This window comes from Marinagarivorans sp. (assembly GCF_982758155.1).
Genome location: NZ_CEXWTU010000312.1, coordinates 1 through 4,580, shown reverse-complemented (window position 1 = coordinate 4,580; position 4,580 = coordinate 1). Strand labels below are relative to the sequence as shown.

Genomic DNA, 4,580 nt, shown 5'->3' with positions numbered 1-4,580 from the left:
ACCACTTCTTGCCCACACTTAATTAAAGCCGCTATTTGCCGCCCCCAGTCCGCAATACTTTCGCGATCAAGGCCGCGACCATCATTAGTCAGTAAAGCGCTGCCAATCTTAATCACCCAGCGATGACTACCCTTGACCAAATGGCGCTTATTTTCGGCTGATGATGCTATCGCTGACGAAGAAGGTTGATCCACGTAAATGCTCACTACAACAAGGAGAACGGATTGACAGGGTTGTTAGGCTGCAATTTTACGGCAGCGCGCAACAATATACGATCACTTAAAAGAAAAGATTAAAAACGCGAATGCAGCGTTTAGCATTCGCGGGCACAGCAAAAGCGCAGACTACTCGGCGTAAATAACCTCTACGTCAAAATCATCATCGTCATCTTGATCTTCACCGGCCTTTTCTTTGGCCGCGCGGCGAGCCGCGAAATGTTTTTCACGCAATGCCTGAATATGCTCTCGAGCCTCACCTTGCATTTGTGTTTGCATAACTTGCTCGGCTTCAGCTTTTTCAGGGTCGGCACGCTCAATTTCCCAAACCTCTTCAAGGTAATTGAGTAGCTCACCGCACAACACCTCAGTTCCCTGGCGGTTAACCGCCGAAATCACATGCACAGGGCCTTCCCAGTTCAGCGCAGCAACAACTTTCTGTTTGCGCTCCTCAACTTCTTCAGCCGATAATAAATCCGATTTATTGAGCACCAACCAACGCTCGCGCGTGGCCAACGTAGGGCTGAAGCGCTCAAGCTCACGCGTAATACTCAACGCATTCTCAACCGCGTCAGAACCATCAACCGGACAAATATCCACAAGATGCAAAAGTACCCTACAGCGGGTTAAATGCTTCAAGAAACGAATCCCCAAGCCTGCACCATCGGACGCCCCTTCGATCAAGCCAGGGATGTCCGCAACGACGAAACTACGGAATTGATTCACCCTCACCACACCCAAAGAAGGCACTAGCGTAGTAAAAGGGTAATCTGCAACTTTAGGCTGTGCGGCAGATACCGCACGAACAAACGTCGATTTACCCGCATTAGGCAAACCCAACATACCAGCATCTGCGAGCACTTTTAGCTCCAGCTTAATACTACGAGCCTCACCCTCAGAGCCATGGGTTGTTTGTCGAGGCGCCCGATTTACACTCGACTTGAAGCGTGTATTACCTAGACCATGCCAGCCGCCTTTAGCGACCAACATGCGATCACCGATATTGGTTAAATCCCCAAGTACTTCACCGGTCTCGTCATCAATAACAGAGGTTCCCACCTGCACCGGCAAAATTAAATCTTCGGCCTTGCTACCCGTACAGTTAGTGCCGCGCCCACCCTCACCGCTTGGTGCGGTAAACTTCTTGGTAAAGCGGTAATCCACTAGCGTATTGAGATTTTCATCTGCTTCCAATAATACCGAACCGCCATCACCGCCATCACCGCCATCAGGGCCGCCTTTAGCAATATACTTTTCCCGACGAAAACTACAGCAGCCATTGCCGCCTTTACCGGCCTGAACAAAAATCGGGGCTTCATCAACAAACTTCATAACTCTTTTACCCACTTAACAGTGTAATGATTTGGACATTAATCATTGCTAAAGCCCCGCGCAATAGAGTGCTTTAGCAATGAGCAATGCCTTTAGATACTTAAACGCCGCACCTGACAAATCTAATATGACAAACAAAAAAGCCCCATCTCTAGAGACGGGGCTTTGGTCTTACCGTTCAAGCCTTGTTAGCAATTAAGCAACAATGCTAACAAAACGACGGTTTTTAGGACCCTTAACTTCAAACTTAACAGCGCCATCAGCTTTAGCAAACAAGGTATGATCTTTACCAATACCTACGTTATCACCTGCGTGAAACTGCGTGCCGCGCTGACGAACAAGGATATTGCCCGCAACTACAGCTTGACCGCCAAAAAGTTTAACACCTAAACGTTTACTCTCGGAATCGCGTCCGTTATTAGTACTACCACCAGCTTTCTTGTGAGCCATAGTCTACCCCTTAACCTTTAATTCCAGTGATTTTAACTTCTGTGTACCACTGACGATGACCTTGACGCTTCATCGAATGCTTACGACGACGGAATTTGATAATTGTTATTTTATCGCCACGGCCGTGAGAAATAACTTCTGCTTCAACGGTTGCGCCGCCAACAACAGGAGTACCAATTTTAACGTCGTCGCCGTTAGCAACCATCAACACTTGGTCGAAAGAAATAGTTGCGCCAGTTTCGGCTTCGATTTTCTCAAGGCGTAAAACTTCGCCTTCTTCTACACGGTGTTGTTTACCGCCAGATACAATTACTGCGTACATTTAAGTATGCTCCAGTAGAGTTGGACGTCGCGAAGCACTCTTCATCGATCTTCAAAAAACCGTGGAGAAGTTTTAGCCGTTAGCCCCCATGGCTAGCAGCACAAAGCTTGCGCCGTTTCATATCTGCGACTTTTGCTGATGCGCCGCTAGGGCCAACATCCAAACGAAAGGCTCGCAAAATGGGCGCGAATTTTACGTAATTAAGCCGCATTGAGCAAGCTTTAACCAACTAAAAATAGGATTAATTCGTTATAAGAACTTAAATGCGGAGCTACAAACAGCCCGCAAGGGCTGCTGTAGTTGTTGATGGGCGCAAGAAGCGCTAAGGGCCGCGCATGAAATAACTTCCCGCTTTTGAATTCCTGGGTGCACGCTTGCCTTCGTTAAAAATATTTGCAATAGCCGGCTATTACGCCATATTTTCGCCTCGCCAAGCAAGCACCCACAAACCAAAATTCCAGCAACTTATTCCGTGCGCGCCCCTAACGGGGAAGCTTAAATTTAGCCGCAACGCCATGCAACTGCTGCGCAATTACACCCAAACCCGAGGCGATATCATGCGTGTGTGCTGCACTTTCGTGCGCCTTTTCAGAGAGGGTCGTCATATTCACTACATTGCGGTTAATTTCTTCAGTCGCTGCCGACTGCTCTTCCGCGGCCGTCGCGATCTGAGCGCTCATCCCTTGCACCCGATCGATCTCGTTCACAATTTTACGAATCGCATCGCCCGCATTGCGCGCCAAAGCGACGGCATGCTCAGTTTTATGATTCCCCGCATCCATTCCGCTTGCGGCAGCCTTGGCGCCGTTTTGTACCGCTTCAATAATGTGGTGAATCTCTTCCGTAGACTCCTGCGTTCGCTTAGCTAGGGCCCGAACCTCGTCAGCCACCACTGCAAAACCTCGGCCTTGCTCACCAGCTCGGGCAGCTTCGATCGCCGCGTTCAGTGCCAGCAAGTTAGTCTGCTCTGCAATCCCTTTAATAACATCCAGCACTGCACCCACACTCGTCGTGTTTTGCTCTAGGCGTATCATGTCACCCGATATTTTTGTTACTTCATCAGCCACAGCCGAAATAGCGACTATTGCCTCTTCCATAACGCGCATGCCGTCGCCGGCGCCATGATTAGCCTGATCTGTTGCATCCGCCGCAACAGAAGCGTTATTCGCCACCTCGGCAATAGACGCGCTCATTTGCGTCATGGCTGCGGCTATTTGGCCGGCATGGTCTTGCGCATGATGCGTGTCATTATCAATACCTTGTGCCGCCGATGACAATGTGCCGGAAGAGTCGGTTAAGCGCTGCGAAGCCGAAGCCATAGAGCCGAGCATCTCACACAGCTCCAATCGCATTTTATTAAGGCTAAACGACAACATGCCAATTTCGTCCCTACCGCCAACGGGCACTTCACGAGAAAAATCACCCGATGCCATTTCATCGACTCGCGCCCGCAGCAGTTTTATAGGGTTCACCAATAATATCTTCATGATGAACGCCAGAACAAAACAAGCCACTACTGACATCAGCACTAAAACAACGTAAATCCAGTTTGTTAGGTGTCGAGTCGACCTATCTAAGACCTTAGTATGCTCCAGCGCCCGAGTATTTAACTCATCTGACAATTTGTATAGAAGCTCGCTAGGAGCCCTATCAATACCACGCACCGCCGCATCGCCAGCCCTATCATCGAAGCCTTGACTCTGATAGATGCCTTTACCTTTTTGATACAAGGGGTAAAGCGCTTGATGTTTCTCTTTGAAGCTACGTATTTCGGTCGCAATTTGCGGGGCAGGCTCTGCTGCCAGCAGCTCTGCACTTAACTGCTGAACACCACTATGCTGCTTATCAAACTTGCCCCAGTACTTATCAAAATCATTGGAGTTGTGACCTCGCAGCAAAACGTTTTTCCACTCTTGCACCTGCATTTTGAACTCTAGACCTAAAAGATCTATGCGAGATTTTTGCTGTAAGTCCATATCAATAATTTCGCGATAGCTAGCAGACACACCTCCCAGTTTTGCGCTTATTCCAATAAGCACAATACCTTGCACCGCAAAAAACAAAACTAGAACAGCGATAATTTTGGTTTGTATTGACGAAAACATGCCCGTAACTCTCCTCGATTTTTGGCACCACTTCCGTAAGTGTAGACACAAACTCAGACCTCGCCTGCCGGATTACTTGACAGTTATCGGCCCGCCCCCTAGCATCCCCACCCATTTGATTGACCCACATGAGGCTTTCGAGGCAATGCTGCCGTT

At 48.8% G+C, this 4,580-nt stretch carries 4 protein-coding genes and 1 pseudogene; all 5 read right to left on the bottom strand.

All coding sequences use genetic code 11. The annotated features are described in order from the left end of the window. Positions 1–194: pseudogene (locus tag AC3A8L_RS20065) on the bottom strand (hypothetical protein); the annotation flags it as partial. A 150-nt stretch (positions 195–344) separates the two neighbouring features. Beyond that, a complete protein-coding gene (cgtA, locus tag AC3A8L_RS20060; RefSeq protein WP_487964048.1) occupies positions 345–1,547 on the bottom strand; it encodes an Obg family GTPase CgtA in 1,203 nt (400 codons plus the stop codon). Between the two features lie 195 nt (positions 1,548–1,742). Continuing rightward, complete coding sequence (rpmA, locus tag AC3A8L_RS20055; protein WP_487964047.1) at positions 1,743–1,997, bottom strand: 50S ribosomal protein L27; 255 nt, start codon at positions 1,995–1,997, stop codon at positions 1,743–1,745. A 10-nt stretch (positions 1,998–2,007) separates the two neighbouring features. Further along, positions 2,008–2,319 (bottom strand): 50S ribosomal protein L21, encoded by a 312-nt coding sequence (gene rplU, locus AC3A8L_RS20050; protein WP_487964046.1) that lies wholly within the window; start codon positions 2,317–2,319, stop codon positions 2,008–2,010. A 482-nt stretch (positions 2,320–2,801) separates the two neighbouring features. Further along, positions 2,802–4,424: a methyl-accepting chemotaxis protein gene (locus tag AC3A8L_RS20045; RefSeq protein ID WP_487964045.1), complete on the bottom strand. Its 1,623-nt coding sequence runs from the start codon at positions 4,422–4,424 to the stop codon at positions 2,802–2,804. Positions 4,425–4,580 lie beyond the last annotated feature (156 nt).